The following is a 16858-nucleotide window of genomic DNA, read 5'->3' as shown; positions in this document are numbered from 1 at the left end:
CAGGCTCATCCTTGCGTATTATGACCGGGCAGAAAAGCGTATTATCCGGATCGACTGACCACAAAAAGTGTTACCTGTGTGCCCGGTCTGATCTGTTACCCATGTGCCCGGTCGTACCTTTATGCCGACCGGAACGCGCCCCCTAGCGGTAATATTGATGCATCCACAGGGTCGGCATTCATGCCGACCGGAACGCGCCTCCAGCGCTAATATTGATGATACATCCGCTGGGTCGGCATTTATGCCGACCAGGTTAATTTCATGCCGATTCCACCACGTTCTGCTCATTCATTTTCCTCTCCTGCATTCCCGCCGTTCCCCCGAAATAACGTTAATTCCGCGCGTGATTATTTTACCTATTTAGCGCCATTCATCGCCGGGATATTTCGCCTGACTAAGCGTGATTTATCCGCCTTCCGGCAATAATTCTGGCCGAAACCGGTTTAATTTCACAAAAAATTCAGAAAAAATTTATCCCGCCTCATCCCTTGCAGGCACTGGAATTAGCCACTGTCGCGCCATACGTGTCACGCCAGATATTTCCGTCAAGGGTTGTCAGATAATCTCACTATGCTACGGTATAGGCGCTTAAATTTACGCAGGGTACAACAAGAAATAGTCAGACATTTAACCAGGAATTTCATTACTGCATGGCAATTAAACTCGAAGTAAAGAATTTATATAAGGTATTTGGCGATCATCCCGAAAAGGCATTTAAGCTGATTGAAAAAGGCGAGAGTAAAGAGAGTATTCTGGCGAAAACCGGCCTCTCACTCGGTGTCAAAAATGCCAGTCTGGCCATTGAAGAAGGCGAGATCTTTGTCATCATGGGGCTGTCCGGCTCCGGCAAGTCCACTATGGTTCGCCTTCTCAATCGTCTGATCGAGCCGACACGCGGCCAGGTGATTATTGATGGCGTCGATATTGCCAAAATATCCGACGCAGAATTGCGTGATGTGCGCAGAAATAAAATCAGCATGGTATTCCAGTCATTCGCACTGATGCCGCACATGACGGTACTAAATAATACCGCGTTCGGCATGGAATTAGCTGGCGTGGCGCTGCAGGAGCGGCAGGAAAAAGCGCTCGACGCGCTGCGTCAGGTCGGACTGGAAAATTATGCTCACGCCTGGCCCGATGAACTCTCCGGCGGAATGCGGCAGCGTGTAGGATTAGCCCGCGCACTGGCGATTAATCCGGATATATTGCTAATGGACGAAGCCTTTTCCGCACTTGATCCATTAATTCGCACGGAAATGCAGGATGAACTGGTAAAACTGCAGGCGAAACATCAGCGCACCATCGTCTTTATTTCCCACGATCTGGATGAAGCGATGCGTATTGGCGACCGCATCGCCATCATGCAGGGCGGCGAAGTGGTGCAGGTCGGCACGCCGGATGAAATCCTCAATAATCCGGCCAACGATTATGTGCGCACCTTCTTCCGCGGCGTGGATATCAGTCACGTCTTCAGCGCCAAAGATATCGCCCGCCGCAGCGCCGGCGCGCTGATTCGTAAGGCCGCCGGTTTCGGTCCGCGTTCGGCAATCAAACTGCTGCAGGATGAAGACCGCGAATATGGCTATGTGCTGGAGAAACAGAAATTCATCGGCGTCGTCTCCACTGACTCGCTGAAAGCGGCACTCGCCGCCGGTGAAGGGCTGGATAACGCGCTGCTCGACGCACCGCTGGCGGTTCCTGCCGATACCTCGCTCAACGATTTGCTCTCTCACGTCGCGCAGGCACCCTGTGCGGTGCCGGTGATCGGCGAAGATCAGCAGTACGTCGGTATCATTTCCAAAAGCACGCTGTTACGCGCTTTAGATCGTGAAGGAGCCCAGCCATGAGTGCACAAAACGCCAATCCATGGGAAAGCGCCAGCCAGACCAGCGCACCAACCGCCACCAGCAACGCCGCCGCCGCCAGCAGCGATCCGTGGTCCACGACAGGCAGCAGCACACCGGCTGACAGCAGCGCCAGCGCCGCCGATGCCTGGGGCAACGCCGCCGGCAGTACATCGGATGCCGCCAGCAGTGGTGGACACGATGCCGTCAGCAGCGCCGCCAGCAGCAGCGACTGGCTGAGCAGCGCACCGGCCGCGGCGCCGGAGCACTTCAGCCTGCTGGATCCGTTCCACACCACGCTGATTCCGCTGGATCGCTGGGTCACCGAAGGCATCGACTGGGTGGTTACCCATTTCCGTCCGCTGTTTCAGGGCATTCGCGTGCCGGTGGATTATATCCTCAGCGCTTTCCAGCAACTGCTGATGGGCCTGCCCGCACCGGTGGCGATTGTCGTGTTTGCGCTGATTGCCTGGCAGATTGCCAGCCCGGCGATGGGCCTCGCCACGCTGATATCGCTGGTGCTGATTGGCATGATCGGTGCCTGGTCCCAGGCGATGGTGACGCTGGCGCTGGTGCTCACCGCCCTGCTGTTCTGCGTACTGATTGGCCTGCCGCTTGGCATCTGGCTGGCGCGCAGTGAGCGCGCGGCGCGCATCGTGCGGCCCCTGCTGGATGCGATGCAAACCACGCCAGCGTTCGTCTATCTGGTGCCCATCGTCATGCTGTTTGGTATCGGCAACGTGCCGGGCGTGGTGGTGACGATTATCTTTGCCCTGCCGCCGGTGGTACGTCTCACCATACTCGGCATCAAGCAGGTGCCGGCTGACCTGATCGAAGCCAGTGAATCTTTCGGTGCCAGCCCGCGCCAGATGCTGTTCAAGGTCCAGCTGCCGCTGGCGATGCCGACCATTATGGCTGGCGTCAATCAGACGCTGATGCTGGCGCTGTCGATGGTGGTCATCGCCTCGATGATTGCCGTTGGCGGTCTGGGCCAGATGGTGCTGCGCGGTATTGGCCGTCTCGATATGGGTCTCGCCAGCGTGGGCGGCGTCGGTATCGTGATCCTCGCCATCATTCTTGACCGCCTGACGCAGTCGGTAGGTCGCGACAGCCGCAGCCGTGGCAGCCGCCACTGGTACAGCAGCGGCCCGCTGGGTTTGTTGCTGCGTCCATTCAGTAAAAAAGCCTGATTTCTTTGGGCGACCCGCTGCGGTCGCCCGTCTCCGACGTCACACGTAAAATAAGGAATGACTATGCGCAAGACAGCTCTATTCGCCGCCGTCCTGACCACGGTTGCCGCGACGCACGTGTCCGCCGCCGACCTTCCGGGCAAAGGCATTACCGTTAAACCGGCTCAGAGTACCATTTCCGAAGAGACCTTCCAGACGCTGCTGGTGAGCCGCGCGCTGGAGAAGCTCGGCTACGCCGTTGAAAAGCCGAGTGAAGTGGATTACAACGTGGCTTACACCACCATTGCCGGCGGTGATGCCACGTTTATCGCCACCAACTGGCAACCGCTGCATGACGACATGTATAAAGCCGCCGGCGGTGATAATAAATTTTATCGCCAGGGTATCTACGTCAGCGGTGCCGCGCAGGGTTACCTGATCGACAAGAAAACCGCCGACCAGTACCACATCACCAACATTGAGCAGTTGAAGGATCCAAAGCTGGCCAAACTGTTTGATACCAATGGCGATGGCAAAGCAGACCTGACCGGCTGTACGCCTGGCTGGGGCTGTGAGGCGGTGATTAACCATCAGATCGAGGCCTACAAACTGAGCGATACCGTGGTACACAACCAGGGTAACTATTCGGCGATGATTGCCGACACCATTACGCGCTTCAAACAGGGTAAACCGATTCTCTATTACACCTGGACGCCATACTGGGTCAGCGACGTACTAAAGCCGGGTAAAGATGTGGTTTGGCTGCAGGTGCCGTTCTCCTCACTGCCAGGCGCGCAGAGCAAAGTGGATACCAGACTGGCCAACGGCGCCAACTATGGCTTCCCGGTGAACACCATGCATATCGTGGCCAACAAAGCCTGGGCGGAGAAGAATCCGGCGGCGGCAAAACTGTTTGCTGAAATGAAGCTGCCGATTGGCGACATCAATGCCGAGAACGCCGCGATGCATGCCGGTCACGCCTCAGAAGCGGACATCAACGGCCACGTTGACGGCTGGATCAAAGCTCATCAGGCGGAATTTGATAAATGGGTCAGCGACGCCATGGCGGCGGCGAAATAAGCCCGCGCGGCACCCCGTCTCAGCCACGTGGTGCCGCCATTTTCCGCCCTCCCGCCCCGTCAGTAAGCGAAGCGTGCGCTATAGCGCACTGGTACGTCCTGTTAATTAACACAACATTGAAATAATTTTTTGGGTTACTATTACCCACATATGATTATTTACCCGCTTTTCCCACCAGCTATGTCTCCTTTCCGCCGCCCGCATCGGGTCCGTCGCGCCAGGATGAGTCTGCGTTATCGATGGCATTCACCCTGCCACATGCCGGTTATACCGCAGATGACGAACGGAATTCATCACGCCGCTGATGCTGGCGCGTTACCCGGACTAACCGGTGCCCTGTCGATTAACCCATTGATTTACTCCGGCAAAGCCGGCCGGGAAAAGTGTTTAGAAAACGTAAAGATCAATGCAAAGTGGTGAGCGATACTGTTCATTAATGATTGGCTTTGTTATGGTTAGCCTCACAGTTATTCACCTAAGTTATTTTTACTCGCGAAATTATTCAATCCACTGAAGGTTTCGCTTAGCGAATTGATGACGATGGCGGCTTTGTCTGCAAAGCGGCTGGTCAGGGCGCAGAGCCCAGGGTTATGGACCGACCTGGAACGCCAGGTGCTGACAGTGTGACGGTGCAAACAATCACAGGCGGAAAATATGACTACGCTTAATCTGTCACCCTCATTATTATATTTGTTGCAACTAAGAGGTTTTTAATGGAAAGCTCGTTTACTCCCATTGAGCAGATGCTAAACATCCGTGCTAATCGCCACAAAGATTTTCCGCTGCAGGAGATCATCCTGACCCGTCTGTGCATGCACATGCAGGGTAAGCTGCTGGATAATCGCAACAAAATGTTGAAGGCGCAGGGAATTAACGAAACTTTATTCATGGCGCTGATTACGCTGGACGCGCAGGAAAACCAGAGCATTCAGCCTTCTGAGCTGAGCTCGGCGCTGGGTTCTTCCCGCACCAACGCGACGCGCATCGCTGATGAACTGGAAAAGCGCGGCTGGATCGAGCGTCGTGAGAGCGACAACGATCGCCGTTGTCTGCACCTGCACCTGACGGAAAAAGGTAACGAATTCTTACGTCAGCTGCTGCCACCCCAGCATCAGAGCCTGCAGTATCTGTGGTCTTCGCTGACCGATACCGAGCAGGAGCAGCTGGAAGCCATCACGCGTAAGTTGCTTAACCGTCTCGATAAAATGGACGAAGATCAGGTTATCGCTTCCCTGTCGCGTTAATAGCAAGAACTGCGACACAATCACCCACCGAAATCGCTATTTTAATCCCCTTTTATCCGGCCAGCGTTGCAAACGCTGGCTTTTTCGACTCGGGCGACCGTGTTGATGGATCAACACATCCCGACTAAATGGCAAACGTGGAGAACGACATGAGTGCGACAGCGGAAGCTCAAAGCCCGCAACAGCCCGCGAACAAAAAGAAGAAGCGCAAAGGTGCGCTGATCCTGCTGGCTATCGTGTTTATCGTGATTGGTGTGGGTTATCTGGCTTACTGGTATCTGGTGCTGCGCCACTTCCAGGAAACCGATGACGCCTACGTGGCAGGCAACCAGGTGCAGGTAATGGCCCAGGTTTCCGGCAGCGTAAATAAAGTGTGGTTCGAGGATACGGATCGGGTGAAAAAGGGCGACATTCTGGTGTCGCTGGATAAAACCGATGCGCAGCAGGCATTCGAGAAAGCGCAGACCGCGCTGGCCACCAGCGTGCGCCAGACGCACCAGCTGATGATCAACGGCAAACAGTATCAGGCCACCATCAAGCTGCAACAGACCGCGCTGGATCAGGCCGAATCCGACCTGAAACGTCGTGAGCCGCTCGGTGCCGCCAATCTGATTGGTCGCGAAGAGCTGCAGCACGCGCGTGATGCCGTGGCCACGGCGAAAGCCCAGCTGGACGTGGCGATTCAGCAGTACAACGCGAACCAGGCGATGATCCTGAATACCGACCTCGAAAACCAGCCGGCGGTAAAACAGAGCGCCGCTGAGCTGCGCGATGCCTGGCTGGCGCTGCAGCGCACCGACATCCGCAGTCCGATGGACGGCTATGTCTCGCGTCGCAGCGTGCAGGTCGGTTCACAGATCTCCACCAGCACACCGCTGCTGGCGGTGGTGCCGGCCACCAACCTGTGGGTTGACGCCAACTTTAAAGAGACGCAGCTGGCAGGCGTGCGCATCGGTCAGCCCGCCACGGTCATTAGTGATATCTACGGCGATGATGTGGAGTATCACGGCAAAGTGGTTGGTCTGGATATGGGCACCGGTAGCGCCTTCTCGCTGCTGCCAGCGCAGAACGCCACCGGTAACTGGATCAAAGTGGTACAGCGCCTGCCGGTGCGTATCGAACTCGATCCGCAGCAAGTGGCGCAACATCCGCTGCGTATCGGCCTCTCCACGCTGGTGAAAGTAGATACCCAGAACAAAGATGGCGCCGCGCTGGCCAGCAATGTCCGCACCCAGGCCGCGTATGAAAGTAACGCGCTGGCAATCGACCTTGCGCCGGTTAACCAGCTGATCGCTGACATTGTCCGTGCCAACGCGCAATAACCTCGCGGGAGGCTGTTATGGCACAAAAGCCGCTTGAAGGTGCGCCGTTAGTTCTGATGACCATCGCCCTGTCGCTGGCGACGTTCATGCAGGTACTTGACTCCACCATCGCTAACGTGGCGATCCCAACCATCGCCGGTAACCTCGGGGCGTCCAACTCGCAGGGCACCTGGGTGATCACCTCGTTCGGGGTGGCGAATGCCATCTCGATCCCGATCACCGGCTGGCTGGCAAAGCGCGTCGGTGAAGTAAAGCTGTTCACCTGGTCGACCATTCTGTTCGCGCTGGCCTCCTGGGCGTGCGGCATGTCCGAAAGCCTGGAGATGCTGATCTTCTTCCGCGTGATTCAGGGCGTAGTGGCCGGTCCGCTGATTCCGCTGTCGCAAAGTTTGCTGCTGAACAACTACCCGCCGGCCAAGCGCAGCGTGGCGCTGTCGCTGTGGGCGATGACGGTGATCGTTGCGCCGATCTGCGGTCCGATTCTCGGCGGCTGGATCAGCGATAACTATCACTGGGGCTGGATCTTCTTCATCAACGTGCCGATTGGCGTGGTGGTGGTGATGCTCACGCTGCAAACCCTGCGCGGGCGCGAAACCAAAACTGAGATCCGCCCGATCGATATGGTCGGTCTGGTGCTGCTGGTGGTGGGGATTGGTTCTCTGCAGGTGATGCTTGACCGCGGTAAAGAACTCGACTGGTTTGGCTCAACCGAAATCATCGTGCTGACGGTGGTCGCGGTGGTGTCGCTGGCCGTGCTGCTGGTGTGGGAGCTGACCGACGATCACCCGATTGTCGATTTGTCGCTATTTAAGAAGCGAAATTTCACCATCGGCTGTCTGTCGATTAGTCTGGCTTACATGCTGTACTTCGGCTCGATCGTCCTGCTGCCGCAGCTGCTTCAGGAGGTATACGGCTATACCGCCACCTGGGCAGGGCTGGCATCGGCGCCGGTGGGGATCATTCCGGTGATTCTGTCGCCGATCATTGGCCGCTTCGCCCATAAGCTGGACATGCGGCGGCTGGTGACCTTTAGTTTTATCATGTACGCGGTGTGCTTCTACTGGCGTGCGTATACGTTTGAGCCGGGGATGGATTTCGGTGCCTCCGCGTGGCCGCAGTTTATCCAGGGGTTCGCGGTGGCCTGCTTCTTTATGCCGCTGACCACCATTACGCTGTCCGGCTTGCCGCCAGAGCGTATGGCGGCGGCCTCCAGCCTGTCGAACTTTGTGCGTACGCTGGCGGGTTCAATCGGAACGTCGATCACCACCACCATGTGGACAGACCGCGAATCGATGCACCACAGCTACCTGTCGGAATCGGTTAATCCATTCAATCCGAATTCGCAGCAAATGTATGACCAGCTGCAAAGCATGGGCATGACGCAGCAGCAGGCGTCGGCTTATATCGCCCAGCAAATTACTAATCAGGGCCTGATTATCTCGGCTAACGAGATCTTCTGGGCATCGGCGGGGGTGTTTTTGGTCCTGCTGGTTCTGGTGTGGTTTGCCCGTCCGCCGTTTGGCGCAGGCGGTGGCGGCGGTGGCGCGCACTGAGTGACAGAAACAAAAACGGGCCAAAGCGGCCCGTTTTTTTATTTATGCGTTCTGACGCCACCATTCGGCGAGCAGGATACCGGTCGCGACCGAGACGTTGAGGCTTTCAACGTTGCCGGTACCGCCAATCGACAGGCTGATATCGCCCTGCTGGAATGCGCTGTCTGACAGACCTTCACGCTCCTGACCCAGCACCAGTACCATTTTGGCTGGCAGCGCCGCCTGCGCCAGTGGCGTACCGGCGTGGCTGGATGTGGTCACAATGGTGTAACCGGCTTTGCGGAACGCTTCCAGACCCGCAGCAAAGCTTTCGCCGCTGATCGCCTGAACGTGCTCTGCACCACCTTCAGCCGTGCGGACTGCGGCACCCGACTCCAGCAGCGAGGCATCATTAACCAGCAAACCTTTGACGCCAAAGTGCGCGCAGCTGCGCATGATACCGCCAAGGTTGTGCGGGTTGCTGACATCTTCCAGCGCCAGTACGCAGTCTTTGCTCTGCGCCTGCTGCAGCCATTCCGCCACCGGCATGCCCGTGCGCTTCTTAATAATGAAGCACACGCCGCCGTGGTGTTCAGTCCCGGACGCTTTCGCCAGCTCGGCGTCGTCCACGACGTGATAGGCTTTGCGGTTTGCCGCCAGCCAGCGCAGGGTTTCGCGGAAGCGCGGCGTGACGCTTTGCACAAACCACGCACGGACGATGCTTTCGGGACGGCTCTGGAACAGCGCCTGGCAGGCGTTTTCGCCGTACACGCGCGTCTCTTCCTGACGCTGACGGCGAATCAGTTCCGGGTCGATAACCGGCTTGCTGCTGGCCGCTTCGTCACCCATATCCGCTTCAGCGGCGACAGGCGGACGTGACACGGTGCGCCACGGTGAATCACTGAAGCCGCGATCGTCCCGATCGCTGCGGCGACCGCGCGCGCTATCGTCACGTGGACCACGCGAACGGCCAGCATCGTCACGTGGACCACGCGAACGCCCGGCATCATCGCCACGGGCGGTGCGCGGACGACCGCTCTCTTCATTATTACGGGTGCTGCGAGGACCAGAGCGACGATTCTCTTCCTGGCGCGCAGCAGGACGGCCGCCTTTGCCGGTACGGGGATTTGGCTTCTGACCGCCCTCCTCATCACGTACGTACATCACTTTTACCTTGCCGCTTTTGCCTTTAAATTCGTCGTTCATCTGTTCCTCCAGCATTGAGAGCGCGAAGATTACCTGATGTGTCGGCGCTTAGCTATCAACTATTGAACCTATTGCTTAATCCAGATTGAGCATAGCATTCAACCTTTTCATAATGTTCACCAATCCTAAGATTTACAGGTCCGGTTTGAGGTGACGATGAATACTGTATGTGCCTCCTGTCAGGCAACTAACCGCGTTCCCGAGGAACGTCTGGCCGACGGAGCCAAATGCGGTCGCTGCGGCGATGCGCTGTTTAGCGGTGAAGTGGTGAATGCCACGGCGGCCACGCTGGATAAATACCTGCAGGACGATCTGCCGGTCGTGGTCGACTTCTGGGCGCCATGGTGCGGCCCGTGCGTGAACTTCGCGCCGGTGTTTAAAGACGTCGCCGACGAGCGGCGCGGCAAAGTGCGCTTCGTGAAAGTGAACACTGAGGCGGAACCTGCGCTGAGCACGCGTTTTCGCATCCGCAGCATCCCAACCATTATGCTGTTCAAAAACGGTGAGATGGTGGACATGCTGAACGGTGCGATGCCGAAAGCGCCATTCAACGAATGGCTCGACGAATCACTCTAATCCCCCAGGGCCAGCCACGCGCTGGCCTTGTTTTTGCCCTTCTATTACACTGGCGTTTTTCCCTGTCCGCGATGCTATGTCTGATAATGCCGTCCTGCGCCTGCGTGCGCAGCGTTTAGCGCGTGCCACGCGCCCGTTTCTTGCCCGAGGCAACCGCGTACTGCGCTGTCAGCGCTGCCTGCTGCCGCATAAAAACTGTCTGTGCGCGACCCTGCAGCCGCAACAGGCGCGCAGCCGGTTTTGCCTGGTGATGTTTGATACTGAACCAATGAAACCCAGTAATACCGGCCGGCTGATTGCCGACATTCTGCCGGAAACCCAGGCCTTTGGCTGGTCGCGCACCGAGCCCGACGCCGCGCTGCTGGCGGCGGTGCAAACGGCCGATTATCAGCCGATGGTGGTGTTTCCCGGTGCCTACGCCGATGCCGATCGCCAGGTGCTGACCACGCCGCCCACCGGCGGCAAGCCACCGCTGTTTATTATGCTCGACGGCACCTGGACCGAAGCGCGCAAAATGTTCCGCAAAAGTCCGTGGCTGGATAGCTTTCCGGTGATGTCACTGGATGTGGCGACACCGTCGCGCTACACGCTGCGCGAAGCCCATGCGCCGGGCCAGCACTGCACCGCCGAAGTGGCCGCCGCACTGCTGGAACAGGCAGGTGATGTCCCGGCGGCGCAGGCGCTGCAGCAACACTTTGAACGCTTCCGTCAGGCCTATCTGGCCGGTAAACCCCACCATCCGATACACGCGCAAGCAGATAATTTCTGAAGCTGGCTCGCAGCCTGACATCGACAAATCGGCAACCGGCGCAAAAGCGTTTACAATCATGCCAATCCCGAGAGCAGGAGCGAATGATGAGCCAACGTGGACTGGAAGCGCTGTTACGACCGAAATCAATTGCGGTGCTGGGTGCGTCGGTAAAACCGGGCCGCGCTGGCTATCTGATGATGCGCAACCTGCTGGCGGGCGGCTTTGGCGGTCCGGTGTTGCCGGTCACGCCCAAATACAAGGCGGTCAGCGGTGTGCTGGCCTGGCCGGACGTGGCCAGCCTGCCTTTCGCCCCCGACCTGGCGATTATCTGCACCCACGCCAGACGCAACCTGGAACTGTTACAGCAGCTGGGAGAAAAAGGCTGTAAAGCCTGTATTATTCTCTCCGCCCCGGCCAGCCAGCTGGAGGCGCTGAAAGCCTGTGCCAGCCAGTGGCAGATGCGCCTGCTGGGCCCCAACAGTCTGGGCCTGTTAGCCCCCTGGCAGGGGCTGAATGCCAGCTTCTCACCGGTACCGATTGCGAAAGGACGCATCGCCTTTATTTCGCAATCGGCGGCGGTTTCCAACACCATTCTCGACTGGGCGCAACAGCGCAACCTGGGCTTTTCGTGGTTTATCGCCCTGGGCGACAGCCTGGATATTGATGTCGACGACCTGCTGGATTTTCTTGCACGCGATGGCAAAACCAGCGCCATTTTGCTCTACCTGGAACACCTGAGCGACGCCCGGCGCTTCGTTTCTGCCTCGCGTAGCGCAGCGCGTAATAAACCCATTCTGGTGATCAAAAGCGGTCGCAGCCATCAGGCACAGGCGATGATCGGCACCGCCAGCGGGCTGGATGCCGCCTGGGATGCCGCCATTCAGCGCGCCGGTCTGCTGCGCGTGCAGGACACGCATGAGCTGTTTTCCGCCGTGGAGTCGCTCAGCCACATGCGTCCGCTGCGCGGTGAGCGCCTGATGATTATCAGCAACGGCGCCGCTCCGGCAGCGCTGGCGCTGGATGAACTCTATGCGCGTAACGGCAAGCTGGCGACGCTGGATGAGCCCACGCTGCAGGCGCTGGCGGCCCTGCTGCCGGAGGGCATCGGGCGCGGTAATCCGCTGGATTTGAAAGATCATGCGACGCCCGCGCTGTACGTGGCCTGCGTAACACAGCTGCTCGACAGCCATGAACTGGATGCACTGATGATCATCCATTCACCCAGCGCCGTCTCTCCTGCCAGTGAAACCGCCGCGCAGATTATTGCGGCGGTGGCCGCGCATCCGCGGGGTAAGCAGGTGACGCTGCTGACCAACTGGTGCGGGGAACACTCTTCGCAGGAAGCCCGCCGCGCATTCACCCAGGCCGGCATTCCGACCTGGCGCACGCCAGAAGGCACGGTGACGGCATTCATGCACCAGGTTGAGTATCGGCGTAACCAGAAACAGCTACGCGAAACGCCAGCGCTGCCGCTGGGCCTGACGCAAAACAGCGCCGAGGCACATCAGCTGCTGCAACAGGCACTGGATAGCGGCATTACCACGCTGGATACGCACGAGGTGCAGCCCATACTACAGGCTTACGGGCTGGCAACACTGCCAACGTGGATCGCCAGCGACAGCCAGTCTGCCGCTAAGATTGCCGACCAGATTGGTTATCCGGTGGCGCTCAAGCTGCGCTCGCCGGATATTGCGCATAAGTCGGATGTACAGGGCGTGATGCTCTATCTGCGCAGCGCGGCAGAAGTTGAACAGGCAGCAGACGCCATCTTCGATCGCGTGCGTGAAACGCATCCGCAGGCGCGCATTGACGGCCTGCTGGTGCAAAGTATGGCGAACCGCGCCGGTGCACAGGAGTTGCGGGTGGTGGTTGAGCATGACCCGCTGTTTGGCCCGATCATCATGCTGGGCGAAGGCGGTGTGGAGTGGCAGCCGGACAAGCAGGCCGCCGTGGCGTTGCCGCCGCTGAATATGACGCTGGCGCGCTATCTGGTAATTCAGGCACTGAAGAGCGGCAAAGTGCGCAGCCGCAGTGCACTGCGACCACTGGACATCACCGGCCTCAGTCAGCTGCTGGTGCAGGTATCAAACCTGGTGGTCGACTGTCCGGAGATTCAGCGGCTGGATATTCACCCGCTGCTGGCATCCGCTAATACCTTTACCCTGCTGGACGTGACGCTGCAGCTGGCTCCATTTCATGGCGACAGTGAGGCGCGGCTGGCGATTCGTCCCTATCCGCACCATCTGGAAGAGCAGGTGCAGCTTAAAGATGGCCAGCACTGCCTGTTTCGCCCGATTCTGCCGGAGGATGAACCGCAGCTACGTGCCTTCATCGCACAGGTCACCAAAGAAGACCTTTACTATCGCTACTTCAGTGAGATCAATGAGTTTACCCACGACGATTTGGCGAACATGACGCAGATCGATTACGACCGGGAGATGGCGATTGTCGCAGTACGCCAGCATAACGGTGCTGATGAGATTATCGGCGTGACGCGCGCGATCTCCGATGCTGACAATATCGACGCAGAATTTTCGGTATTGGTGCGTTCCGACCTGAAGGGTTTGGGCATGGGCCGGCGGCTGCTGGAAAAGATGATCCGCTATACGCGCGATCACGGCCTGCAACAATTGAACGGTATCACCATGCCGCACAATACCGGCATGATTACCCTGGCGCGAAAACTCAATTTTCGTGTGAATATTCAACTGGATGATGGCATTGTCAGCCTGAATTTACCGCTGGCTGACACCGGCGACCTGGCTGTAGAGAAAGGTAAAAATCCTCCTTAACCGGCCGGTTGATGTTATTATTTACCGTTAGGATCATGATTTGATGGCAAAAGGCCATACAATGAACAGAGAAGAAGTGCACTGTGATGTTGTCTAAATTCAAACGCAATAAACACCAACAACACCTCGCACAGCTGCCTAAACTGTCACAGTCCGTGTCGGATGTGACCACGCTTTACTCGCCCGCCGAGTTTCGTGAAACCCTGCTGACGAAAATCGCCACGGCAGAAAAACGCATCTGCATCGCCGCGCTGTATCTGGAAAATGATGACGGCGGGCGCAGCATCATGCAGGCGCTGTATGCAGCGCGTCAGGCGCGCCCGGAACTGGATGTCAGCATTCTGGTGGACTGGCATCGTGCGCAGCGCGGCCGTATCGGTGCCGCGCGCGGCCTGACGAACGCCGACTGGTATTGCGAAATGGCGGCGCAGCATCCCGATATCGCGATTCCGGTGTATGGCATTCCGGTGAACACCCGGGAAGCGCTGGGTGTGCTGCATCTGAAAGGCTTTATCATTGACGATACCCTGCTCTACAGCGGTGCCAGCCTGAACGATGTTTATCTGCATCAGCATGATAAATACCGTTATGACCGTTATCAGCTGATCCGAAATCCACAACTGGCGGACACCATGTTTCAGTGGATTGGTGAGAATCTCAAACATTCTGAGGCCGTTAACCGTCTCGACCAGGCCGAACGTCCCTCCAGCCCGGAAATCAAGAATGAAACCCGCCAGTTTCGCCAGGAGCTGCGCAGCTTCAATTATCAGTTTACCGGTGATGCCGGCAACGAATCACTGGCCGTCACGCCGCTGGTCGGGCTGGGTAAACGTAGCCTGCTGAACAAAACCATCTTCCATTTAATGCCCTGCGCCGAGCGTAAGCTCACGCTGTGCACGCCGTACTTTAACCTGCCGGCCATTCTGGTGCGCAATCTGATCCAGCTGCTGCGTCAGGGCAAAGAGGTCGAGATCATCGTCGGCGATAAAACCGCCAACGATTTCTACATTCCGCCACACGAGCCGTTCAAGATTATCGGTGCGCTGCCCTATCTGTATGAAATCAACCTGCGTCGCTTCCTCAGCCGGTTGCAGTATTACGTCAACAACGGCCAGCTGACGGTGCGTTTGTGGAAAGATGGCGACAACAGTTATCACCTGAAAGGCATCTGGGTTGATGACGAATGGATGATGATCACCGGTAATAACCTCAATCCGCGCGCCTGGCGACTCGATCTGGAAAATGCGGTGCTGATTCACGATCCGCTCAACCAGCTGGCAGAGCAGCGCGATAAGGAACTGGCGCTGATCCGTCAGCACACCACGGTGGTGAAACATTTCCGCGAGCTGGAGAGCATCTCTGATTATCCGGCAAAGGTGCGTAAGCTGATTCGCCGTCTGCGTCGCATCCGTATCGACCGCCTTATTAGCCGTCTGCTGTAGCCGATGCGTGCGCTCATCCTCTGTGCGGTATTACTGTGTAGCGGATGTGCGCATGTGGCGCAGGACAACTGGACCGGCCAGGATAAGGCGCAACACTTTTTCTCCTCTGCCGCCCTGGCTGCCGCCGGCAGTGAGATCTCTCAGCATCAACATCAGAGCCGCGGGCAAAATCTGCGCTTCGGCCTGCTCTTTTCGCTGAGCTTCGGCGTAGCCAAAGAAGCCTGGGACAGCCGCCCTGCCGGGAGCGGCTGGAGCTGGAAAGATCTTAGCTGGGATGTCGCCGGCGCGGCCAGCGGCATTGCCCTGTGGAACCTGAGCCAGTAATCACAGTGCAATCCCCTTGCCTTTGCGGTGCAGCATCAGTGATATCAGAAATGCCAGCGCGCCCATTGCCGAGACATACCAGAAGAAGGTGGTTTCGATGCCGTGCTTCTTCAGCAACAGCGCCACGTATTCGGCCGAACCACCAAAGATAGCGTTAGCTACCGCATAGGAAAGCCCCACGCCGAGCGCCCGCACTTCCGGCGGGAACATCTCCGCTTTAAGGATGCCGCTGATGGCGGTGTAGAAACTGGTAATAATCAGTGCCAGCATCACCAGCACGAACGCCAGCCCGCTACTTTGCACATTCTGCAGCAACATCAAAATCGGTACGGTACAGATAGCCGCGCCAGCGCCGAAGATCATCATTGATGCCCGCCGGCCAATCTTATCTGATAGCGCGCCCACAATCGGCTGAATCAGCATGAATACCAGCAGCGCGCCGGTCATCAACGCACTGGCGCTGCGCGCATCCATACCCGCCGTGTTCACCAGATATTTCTGCATGTAGGTTGTAAAGGTATAGAAGCTCAGCGATCCGCCGGCGGTAAAGCCAAGCACCATCAGGAAGGCGCGCGAATGGTTACGCAGCAGGCCAAGGATGCTGCCGGCATCGCGATGTTCCCGGTGCTTTTTCTCGGAGGTTTCATTCAGTGAGCGACGCAACCACAGAGCGACCACTGCCAGAACCGCGCCAAGAAAGAACGGGATACGCCAGCCCCAGCTGCGCAGCGCTTCATCACTGAGAATTTGTTGCAGTACCACGACCGTCAGCACGGCTAACAGCTGACCGCCAATCAGGGTGACGTACTGGAACGACGCGTAGAAGCCTTTGCGCCCTTCCAGTGCCACCTCACTCATGTAGGTAGCGCTGGTACCATATTCACCGCCCACCGATAAGCCCTGAAACATGCGCGCCAGCAGCAAAATCACCGGTGCCGCAATGCCGATTTCGCCATAGCCGGGTAAACAGGCGATGACCAGCGAACCAAAACACATCATGCATACCGAGATCAGCATCGAACTTTTTCGGCCGTGACGGTCCGCGATGTAGCCGAATAGCCAGCCACCGATGGGACGCATTAAGAAACCCGCCGCAAACACGCCGGCCGTTTGCAGCAGCTGGGTAGTGGTGTCGCCGGCCGGGAAAAATACATGGGCAAAATAGAGCGAAAAGAACGAGTAGACGTAGAAATCAAACCATTCGACCAGATTGCCGGACGACGCGCCGACAATGGCCCAGATGCGTTGTTTACTGACGGCTGCCGCTTCCGGCTGGGCCGAGTTTTGTTGTAAGTCGGTCATCTTTTACCTCATTTCCTTGCGAAGAACATCGCTAAAGCAATGAGTAAAGCATCTGAGAGCAGCGCGGGGGAATCAGAGCCCGTTCAGGATGACAAAATGTGACAGAGCTGGAGTTTTAGGGAGAGATTTTGCAAGGGGTTAAGTGGATTTAGCGATCGCCAGACGTAAAAAAGCCCCGGACTCTCGTCCGGGGCTTCTTTACTGGTTTGATGCCTGGCAGTTCCCTACTCTCGCATGGGGAGGCCCCACACTACCATCGGCGCTACGGCGTTTC

Annotated in this window: 13 protein-coding genes; 11 read left to right on the top strand and 2 right to left on the bottom strand. The window is 57.6% G+C overall.

Annotation, left to right across the window (positions count from 1 at the left end):
* The first annotated feature begins 650 nt into the window (after positions 1-650).
* The 6 genes from proV (at position 651) to emrB (ending at position 8212) form a co-directional block, all read left to right on the top strand.
* Complete coding sequence (gene proV / locus CBW22_RS12400; RefSeq protein WP_021506469.1) at positions 651-1847, top strand: glycine betaine/L-proline ABC transporter ATP-binding protein ProV; 1197 nt, start codon at positions 651-653, stop codon at positions 1845-1847.
* Positions 1844-3034 (top strand): glycine betaine/L-proline ABC transporter permease ProW, encoded by a 1191-nt coding sequence (proW, locus tag CBW22_RS12395; protein ID WP_088516804.1) that lies wholly within the window; start codon positions 1844-1846, stop codon positions 3032-3034. Before proV ends, proW begins: the two co-directional genes overlap by 4 nt.
* Positions 3035-3097: 63 nt before the next feature.
* Positions 3098-4093, top strand: a complete 996-nt coding sequence (gene proX / locus CBW22_RS12390; RefSeq protein WP_088516803.1) for a glycine betaine/L-proline ABC transporter substrate-binding protein ProX — start codon at positions 3098-3100, stop codon at positions 4091-4093.
* Between the two features lie 713 nt (positions 4094-4806).
* Positions 4807-5337, top strand: coding sequence for a transcriptional repressor MprA (gene mprA / locus CBW22_RS12385; protein ID WP_021506466.1), 531 nt, complete (start codon positions 4807-4809; stop codon positions 5335-5337).
* 149 nt (positions 5338-5486) lie between these two features.
* The gene (emrA, locus tag CBW22_RS12380) at positions 5487-6659 is read left to right on the top strand and encodes a multidrug efflux MFS transporter periplasmic adaptor subunit EmrA (protein ID WP_058770894.1); all 1173 of its coding nucleotides are present in this window, start codon (positions 5487-5489) and stop codon (positions 6657-6659) included.
* A gap of 17 nt (positions 6660-6676) precedes the next feature.
* Positions 6677-8212, top strand: coding sequence for a multidrug efflux MFS transporter permease subunit EmrB (gene emrB, locus CBW22_RS12375; RefSeq protein ID WP_021506464.1), 1536 nt, complete (start codon positions 6677-6679; stop codon positions 8210-8212).
* 42 nt (positions 8213-8254) lie between these two features.
* On the opposite strand, the gene CBW22_RS12370 is transcribed toward emrB, so the two are convergent.
* Positions 8255-9397: a tRNA/rRNA methyltransferase gene (locus tag CBW22_RS12370; RefSeq protein WP_088516805.1), complete on the bottom strand. Its 1143-nt coding sequence runs from the start codon at positions 9395-9397 to the stop codon at positions 8255-8257.
* Between the two features lie 156 nt (positions 9398-9553).
* Here CBW22_RS12370 and trxC point away from each other — a divergent pair, with 156 nt between their 5' ends.
* The 5 genes from trxC (at position 9554) to CBW22_RS12345 (ending at position 15282) form a co-directional block, all read left to right on the top strand.
* A complete protein-coding gene (trxC, locus tag CBW22_RS12365) occupies positions 9554-9973 on the top strand; it encodes a thioredoxin TrxC (protein ID WP_021313847.1) in 420 nt (139 codons plus the stop codon).
* A 76-nt stretch (positions 9974-10049) separates the two neighbouring features.
* The gene (locus tag CBW22_RS12360) at positions 10050-10742 is read left to right on the top strand and encodes a tRNA-uridine aminocarboxypropyltransferase (RefSeq protein ID WP_088516802.1); all 693 of its coding nucleotides are present in this window, start codon (positions 10050-10052) and stop codon (positions 10740-10742) included.
* Between the two features lie 86 nt (positions 10743-10828).
* The gene (locus CBW22_RS12355; RefSeq protein WP_088516801.1) at positions 10829-13516 is read left to right on the top strand and encodes a bifunctional acetate--CoA ligase family protein/GNAT family N-acetyltransferase; all 2688 of its coding nucleotides are present in this window, start codon (positions 10829-10831) and stop codon (positions 13514-13516) included.
* Positions 13517-13599: 83 nt separating this feature from the next.
* Positions 13600-14958 (top strand): CDP-diacylglycerol--serine O-phosphatidyltransferase, encoded by a 1359-nt coding sequence (pssA, locus tag CBW22_RS12350; RefSeq protein ID WP_176428114.1) that lies wholly within the window; start codon positions 13600-13602, stop codon positions 14956-14958.
* A gap of 3 nt (positions 14959-14961) precedes the next feature.
* Positions 14962-15282 carry a YfiM family lipoprotein gene (locus tag CBW22_RS12345; RefSeq protein WP_088516800.1) on the top strand — a complete coding sequence of 107 codons (321 nt, stop codon included), beginning with the start codon at positions 14962-14964 and terminating at the stop codon, positions 15280-15282.
* Here CBW22_RS12345 and CBW22_RS12340 read toward each other — a convergent pair whose 3' ends face one another.
* The gene (locus tag CBW22_RS12340; protein WP_088516799.1) at positions 15283-16584 is read right to left on the bottom strand and encodes an MFS family transporter; all 1302 of its coding nucleotides are present in this window, start codon (positions 16582-16584) and stop codon (positions 15283-15285) included.
* Positions 16585-16858 lie beyond the last annotated feature (274 nt).

It is taken from the genome of Pantoea sp. VS1 (assembly GCF_002207995.1).
GTDB classification, from domain to species: Bacteria; Pseudomonadota; Gammaproteobacteria; order Enterobacterales; family Enterobacteriaceae; genus Pantoea; species Pantoea dispersa.
This window is presented reverse-complemented; position numbering and strand designations above follow the sequence as displayed.

What these genes read in the sequence shown, in the direction of transcription:
- proV (WP_021506469.1), top strand. Translation starts at nt 651, where the DNA reads ATGGCAATTAAACTCGAAGTAAAGAATTTATATAAGGTATTTGGCGAT.
- proW (WP_088516804.1), top strand. Translation starts at nt 1,844, where the DNA reads ATGAGTGCACAAAACGCCAATCCATGGGAAAGCGCCAGCCAGACCAGC.
- proX (WP_088516803.1), top strand. Translation starts at nt 3,098, where the DNA reads ATGCGCAAGACAGCTCTATTCGCCGCCGTCCTGACCACGGTTGCCGCG.
- mprA (WP_021506466.1), top strand. Translation starts at nt 4,807, where the DNA reads ATGGAAAGCTCGTTTACTCCCATTGAGCAGATGCTAAACATCCGTGCT.
- emrA (WP_058770894.1), top strand. Translation starts at nt 5,487, where the DNA reads ATGAGTGCGACAGCGGAAGCTCAAAGCCCGCAACAGCCCGCGAACAAA.
- emrB (WP_021506464.1), top strand. Translation starts at nt 6,677, where the DNA reads ATGGCACAAAAGCCGCTTGAAGGTGCGCCGTTAGTTCTGATGACCATC.
- CBW22_RS12370 (WP_088516805.1), bottom strand. Translation starts at nt 9,397, where the DNA reads ATGAACGACGAATTTAAAGGCAAAAGCGGCAAGGTAAAAGTGATGTAC.
- trxC (WP_021313847.1), top strand. Translation starts at nt 9,554, where the DNA reads ATGAATACTGTATGTGCCTCCTGTCAGGCAACTAACCGCGTTCCCGAG.
- CBW22_RS12360 (WP_088516802.1), top strand. Translation starts at nt 10,050, where the DNA reads ATGTCTGATAATGCCGTCCTGCGCCTGCGTGCGCAGCGTTTAGCGCGT.
- CBW22_RS12355 (WP_088516801.1), top strand. Translation starts at nt 10,829, where the DNA reads ATGAGCCAACGTGGACTGGAAGCGCTGTTACGACCGAAATCAATTGCG.
- CBW22_RS12345 (WP_088516800.1), top strand. Translation starts at nt 14,962, where the DNA reads ATGCGTGCGCTCATCCTCTGTGCGGTATTACTGTGTAGCGGATGTGCG.
- CBW22_RS12340 (WP_088516799.1), bottom strand. Translation starts at nt 16,584, where the DNA reads ATGACCGACTTACAACAAAACTCGGCCCAGCCGGAAGCGGCAGCCGTC.